The organism is Intrasporangium sp., from assembly GCF_036566125.1.
GTDB lineage: Bacteria > Actinomycetota > Actinomycetes > Actinomycetales > Dermatophilaceae > Intrasporangium.
On sequence record NZ_DATCWX010000029.1, the window covers coordinates 1 to 6,257 of the forward strand.

Genomic DNA, 6,257 nt, shown 5'->3' on the forward strand with positions numbered 1-6,257 from the left:
CCGCCGTCAGCTGCAGGGCCGCCCCGAGCGACGTGCCCGCATCGCCAGCGGCTGGCTGCACCCAGACCTCGTCGAATGGCGACTCCCGCCAGACGCGGCTGTTCGCGACGCAGTTGAGCGCCACGCCGCCCGCGAGGCACAGGGTGCGGTCACCGGTGCGGGCATGCAGCCATGTGGCGAGGTCCACGAGCACCTCCTCGAGCCGTGCCTGGACGCTGCAGGCGAGGTCGGCATGGGCCTCGGACCACTCGCCGTCACCCTTCGGCCGGGGCGGCGCGAACTCCGACCACTCCGGGATGGGCGCCTCGAATCCCCCGGTCTCCGTCGCGAACACGTTGTCCCGGAACCAGTCCAGGTGCCGCGGACGACCGTAGGACGCGAGGGCCATGACCTTGAACTCGTCGCTGGAGCGGAGGAACCCGAGGTGCTCCGTCAGCGACTCGTAGAGCAGGCCCAGTGAGTGCGGCAGCTGCTGCGTCGCCAGCGTGTCCAGGCGCCCGTCCTCATAGCGCCCGGAGAGGTGGGAGGCCTGTTCACCTCGACCGTCGAGCACGAGGACGCTGGCCGGCCGACCCGGTTGCGGGACCGGAGCGGCCAGAGCGGCCGACGCCGCGTGTGCGACGTGGTGCGCGACGAAGCGCACCTTGGACCGGTCCAGTCCCGGCAGCGCCGACGCGATGAACTCGGGTGCGCGCTCGGCGTAGAGCCGCCTCAGGTGGTCCCAGGGGTCGTCGAGCCCCATGTCCTCCGCCGGCTTGGCGAGCTGGGGGTCGAAGGAGTACGCGACGGCGTCGAGATCCTGCGGCACGAGGCCGGCGTGCTCGAGACACCACCGCATGGACAGCTCCGGCAGCTCCCAGGCCGAGAATGGCACCGGCCGTTTGCCGTGCTTGCGTCGGCTGAACCGCTCCTCCTCCGCGGCAGCAACAACACGTCCGTCCACGACGAGCGCCGCCGATGGGTCGTGGAACAACGCATTGACTCCCAAGACTTTCACACGGAAGTGCCTACCCATGCTCGGCCGAAAAGCACTTCTCGGCGTCTCAGGGACGGGGCCTAGGTTGAAGTCCATGGAGTCCGGAGGTGCACCGCGTCCGGCGCCGTCGGGTGCTGGTCACGTCCGCCGGCTCGGCCGGAGGCTCGTCACGGTCGGTCCCCACCGGGGCGCGCACCGCGTCGCCGTGCGGGCCGGCATCTCGGTTCTCGTCCCGCTGCTCCTCCTCGTCTCGGTGGGCCGGCCGGAGTGGACGCCGTACGCCGCCTTCGGCGCGTTCACCTCGCTCTACGGCCGGGCGCACCCGCGCGCCGACCGGACGGGCATGCAGGTGATCGCGGGGCTGGCCCTCGTCGTGTCCGTGACCCTTGGTGTCGCTGTGTCGCTCGCGCCGGGGTCGCGCTGGCTGGTCGTCCCGGTCGGCGCCCTGCTCGCGGCCTGGGGTTCGCTCACCTCCGACGCCTACGCGTGGCACCCGCCCGGTCCGCTGTTCCTCGTGTTCGGGCTCGCAGTGTGCGCCATCGTCCCGGCTGAGCCCGTCGACCTGATCATTGCCCCCGCGATCGCCGCGGCGAGCGCTGGCTTCTCGCTGCTGGTCGGCCACGTCGGCGTCCTTCGGGAGCCGGGCTCGTGGGTGCGCCCATCACTCCCGAGGCCCCGGTTCCGGGACGCCCTGGACCCCGTCGGGTCACGGGCCCACCTGCTTCGCTACGTCGTGGCACTCTCCGCGGCAGGAGCGTTGGCCACGGGTCTCGGTTGGGAACACCCGTACTGGGCCATGGTGGCGGCGGTCGTCGTCCTGGCCGGTCCCGACCTGGCCTCACGCCTCGTGCGCGGCCTGCAGCGCATGGTCGGCACGCTGCTCGGGATCGGGATCGCCGCAGCCGTGCTGGCCCGTTCGCCGCAGCAGGGCGTGTGGGCAGTGGTCGTCATCGCGGCACTGCAGGTGTTGGCGGAGCTGTTCGTCGGGCGGAACTACGCCCTGGCCCTGCTCTTCGTCACGCCGCTGGCGCTGATGATGGGACAGCTCGTCGCACCCTCGCCGGTCGGGCCACTGCTGGGCGACCGGTTGCTCGAGACGGTGGTCGGCTCGCTCGTCGCCATGGCGGTGCTCCTTCTCGTCCCGGACCGCCTGCCCCGCCGGCGGACCGTGTCCAGTGCCCAGTGACGGAGGGTCGATGTCCGATCAGGTTGAGGTCGTGGTGGCCCATCACGATTGCGCGACGCTCCGGGTAGGCGAGGTGTTCCTCAAGATCGACGCCGACCAGAACCGCACCGACGTCGAGGTCGAGGCGATGGCCATGGCGCCGATCCCGACTCCGCAGGTCTTGTGGCGCAAGCCGCCCGTGCTCGCGCTCGCCGCTCTCCCGGGGACGGCGCTCGGCCGCCTCGGCGAGCCGTCGAGCGCGTCGTCGGCAGCGTGGGGCGCGGCGGGGGCCATGGTGCGGAAGCTGCATGACGCGCCCATGCCTCCGTGGCCCGGGGCGAGCCTCGACGAGAGGACCACGGACCTGGACCACGAGTGCACCTGGCTCCTGGCGAACGACGTCCTTCCCGCTGAGCTGGTCACGCGAAACCGCGAGATCGCCGAGGCTGCGCTCCGACCCTGGACACCGGTGTTCGTGCACGGCGACCTCCAGGTCGCCCATGTGTTCGTTGACGGGGACCAGATCACCGGCGTGGTCGACTGGTCCGAGGCCGGTCGAGGAGACGCCATGTTCGACCTCGCCATTCTGACGCTCGGACACCCGGAGCACCTCGCCGACGTCGTCGCCGGTTACGGCGGGGACCTCGACCTCGACGTGATCCGCGGCTGGTGGTCACTGCGGAGCCTGACGGCGATCCGCTGGCTCATCGAGCACGGCTTCGACCCGTTCGAACCGGGTTGCGAGGTCGACGTGCTGAGGTCCCACCTGTGAATCCGATCCGCATGCCGTGCCAGCACGTCGATTCTCATGCGTGAGGTGACCCCGCCCATCTACGATGCCCGGAAAGCAGATGGCTCGGGGTGTCCAACAGAAGGCAGCACCCAGACATGTCCGGTTTCGAAAAGTTCGCAAGAAGGGCCCCCGTCATACGGCGGACCTCATCCGGCCGTCGCGCCGCGGCGGCATTGGTGGTCCCGGCGGCCCTCGTCGGTCTGCTCTTCTCCGGTGGCCCGGCGTCTGCCGCGGCGACCTCCACGACCAGCGGCAGCTGCAACGGAGTCCTGAACCAGCTCGCGTCCCGCGGCACCGTGCAGGACAACCTCCTCAAGGCTGCGGCGACGCAGAACGCGGACCTGATCGCGTCCCTGACGGCGCAGCGGACCGCCCTGCAGACACAGGGAACGGATCTACAGGCGCAGATCGACCAGGCCAATCAGCAGCTCGCCGACCTCGAAGCCAAGGGCGTCGAGCTCGAGGCGAGCCTCAAGACGCGGCACCTCACTCTGGACGCGGCCACCGCGCAGCAGGCCAGCGTTGTCGGCGAGATCTCCGTCCTGCAGAAGGCGCTGGACAGCCTTCGGGCCCAAGAGAGCGACGTTCAGGCGCAGTTGGACGTACTGGTCGCCGAGCTCGCCGACCTCAGCGGCCAGACCACGCCTGAGGAGGGTGCCATCCTCGACCTGCAGACCCGGATCGGTGCCCTGGTCACGCAGCTGAACCAGCTCAAGGCCGAGATCTCCGCCACGGAAGCTCAGCTGTCCACGCTGCACGGCCAGCTCACGTCCCTGGACGTTCAGGTCGGCACCGAGCAAGCGGCGATCCGCGACCTCGAGGCGCAGGAGAAGGCCAACAACGACGCGATCATCGCCGAGACTGCCAGGTTGCAGGCCCTGCAGGACGAGCTCCGGAGCGTCCAGGACCAGATCAACACGATCGATCGCACGATCGCACTGGGTGGTTGCGCCGCCTGACCCCGGGGCCGCCCGAGGGGAGACGCGTCGGGAAGCCAGCCCAGCGGCATACGGCATCGTTTTTGAGGCGGCATACTCGCGGGGTGAAGAACCTCACCGAGCGCATCCCGCGGGACGTCGACCCCGACTCCCTCTACGAGGCGTTCGTCGGGTGGGCGACCGACCAGGGGCTCACCCTGTACCCGCACCAGGAGGAGGCGTTCCTCGAGGTCCTGAGTGGCAGCAACGTCGTCCTCTCGACGCCCACGGGCTCCGGGAAGTCACTGGTTGCCAGCGCCGCCCACTTCACCGCCCTCGCCGAGGACCGGGTCTCCTTCTACACGGCCCCGATCAAGGCGCTCGTGTCCGAGAAGTTCTTCGCCCTCGTCGACCAGTTCGGCGCCGAGAACGTCGGGATGATCACCGGCGACGCGTCGGTCAACTCCGACGCTCCCATCATCTGCTGCACGGCCGAGATCCTCGCCAACCTCGCCCTCCGCGAGGGGGCGGCCGCCGATGTCGGCCTCGTCATCATGGACGAGTTCCACTTCTACTCCGAGCCGGATCGCGGCTGGGCCTGGCAGGTGCCGATCCTCGAGCTCCCGCAGGCCCAGTTCATCCTCATGTCCGCGACCCTCGGCGACGTGACGATGTTCCGCGACGACCTGACCCGGCGGACGGGGCGGGCCACGGCCGTCATCACCGGAACCGAACGGCCGGTGCCGCTCGAGTTCTCCTACGCCGAGACGCCGATCAACGAGACCATCGAGGAGCTGCTCGAGCACGACCGGGCGCCCGTCTACGTCGTGCACTTCACGCAGGCCGCGGCGCTCGAGCGCGCCCAGGCCCTCGTCGGCGCCCGAATCACGACGCGCCAGGAACGCGACGCGATCGCCGACCGGATCGGTGGCTTCCGGTTCGGGGCGGGCTTCGGCCGGACCCTGACACGGCTCGTGCGGCACGGCATCGGGGTCCACCACGCCGGCATGCTGCCGAAGTACCGACGACTCGTCGAGCAGCTGGCCCAGGACGGCCTGCTCAAGGTCATCTGCGGCACCGACACGCTCGGCGTCGGCATCAACGTGCCGATCCGCACCGTCCTGCTCACCGGGCTGACGAAGTTCGACGGCACCAGACAGCGGCTGCTCAAGGCCCGGGAGTTCCACCAGATCGTCGGGCGGGCCGGGCGAGCCGGCTTCGACGCGCGGGGCTGGGTCGTCGCCCAGGCGCCGGAGCACGTCATCGAGAACCTCCGCGCCCTCGAGAAGGCCGGCGACGACCCGAAGAAGCAGCGCAAGGTCCAGCGCAAAAAGGCGCCCGAGGGGTTCGTGAGCTGGTCGCGCGAGACGTTCGAGCGGCTCATCGCCGCCGAGCCGGAGCCGCTCCAGCCCAGACTCCGGATGTCCCACGCGGTGCTCATCAACCTCCTGGCCAGAGAGGGCAATCCCGTGGCGCACGCGGTGCGTCTCATCAGGGAGAGCCACCACGACGACAAGGACCAGCGCCGGCTGGGCCGGCATGCGCTCGTCCTCGCCAGGGAGCTGCTGACGTCCGGCGTCGTCGAGAGGCTCTCCAACGCCGATGCATCCGGGCGTCGTCATGCGCTGACGATCGACCTCCAGCGCGACTTCGCGCTCAACCAGCCGCTCGCGCCCTTCGCCCTCGCGGTGATGGACACCCTCGACCCGGAGTCAGAGACCTATGCGCGCGACATCGTCTCGGTCATCGAGGCGATCCTCGAGGATCCCCGCCAGGTCCTCTGGGCCCAGGAGCACAAGGCCCGCGGGGAGGCCGTCGCGGCCATGAAGCTCGACGGGATCGAGTACGAGGAGCGGATGGAGCGGCTGGAGGAGGTCACCTGGCCCAAGCCCCTCGGGGACCTGCTCGAGGCGATGCTGGCGACCTACCGGCAGACCCATCCGTGGGTCTCGGCCGATGCCCTGTCGCCGAAGTCGGTGGTCCGCGAGATGTACGAGCGCGGCATGACGTTCAACGAATTCGTCTCGGCCTACGGCCTCTCGCGCTCCGAGGGGCTGGTGCTGCGCTACCTCACCGATGCCTACCGGACGCTGCGGCACACCGTCCCCGAGTCCCACCGCAGCGACGAGCTCGAGGACATCATCGAGTGGCTCGGCGAGCTGGTCCGGCAGACCGACTCGAGCCTGCTCGACGAGTGGGAGGACCTCGTCAACCCGTCGGAGGCCGTGTCGACGGCACTGTCCCGGGAGGCGGAGGTCGCGCCACCCACCCGACCCATCACGGCCAACGAGCGGGCATTCACGGTGCTCATCCGCAACGCGATGTTCCACCGGGTCGAGCTCGCCTCGCGCGACCACTGGGAGTCGCTCGGGGAGCTCGAGGCTCGCGTCGCCGAGCTGACCGACC

General features: G+C 70.1%; 5 protein-coding genes. 4 read left to right on the forward strand and 1 reads right to left on the reverse strand.

Annotated features, from left to right (window positions below; all coding sequences use genetic code 11):
- A partial coding sequence (locus tag VIR15_RS01800) for a carbamoyltransferase N-terminal domain-containing protein (protein ID WP_331925758.1) occupies positions 1–997 on the reverse strand: 997 nt, incomplete at its 3' end.
- Between the two features lie 73 nt (positions 998–1,070).
- Between VIR15_RS01800 and VIR15_RS01805 the strand changes: the two genes are divergently transcribed.
- The 4 genes from VIR15_RS01805 to VIR15_RS01820 form a co-directional block, all read left to right on the forward strand.
- Positions 1,071–2,162, forward strand: coding sequence for an FUSC family protein (locus VIR15_RS01805; protein ID WP_331925759.1), 1,092 nt, complete (start codon positions 1,071–1,073; stop codon positions 2,160–2,162).
- A gap of 10 nt (positions 2,163–2,172) precedes the next feature.
- A complete protein-coding gene (locus VIR15_RS01810) occupies positions 2,173–2,913 on the forward strand; it encodes a phosphotransferase family protein (protein WP_331925760.1) in 741 nt (246 codons plus the stop codon).
- 116 nt (positions 2,914–3,029) lie between these two features.
- Positions 3,030–3,893: a hypothetical protein gene (locus VIR15_RS01815; RefSeq protein WP_331925761.1), complete on the forward strand. Its 864-nt coding sequence runs from the start codon at positions 3,030–3,032 to the stop codon at positions 3,891–3,893.
- An 83-nt stretch (positions 3,894–3,976) separates the two neighbouring features.
- On the forward strand, positions 3,977–6,257 hold a 2,281-nt coding region (locus VIR15_RS01820), incomplete at its 3' end, for a DEAD/DEAH box helicase (protein ID WP_331925762.1).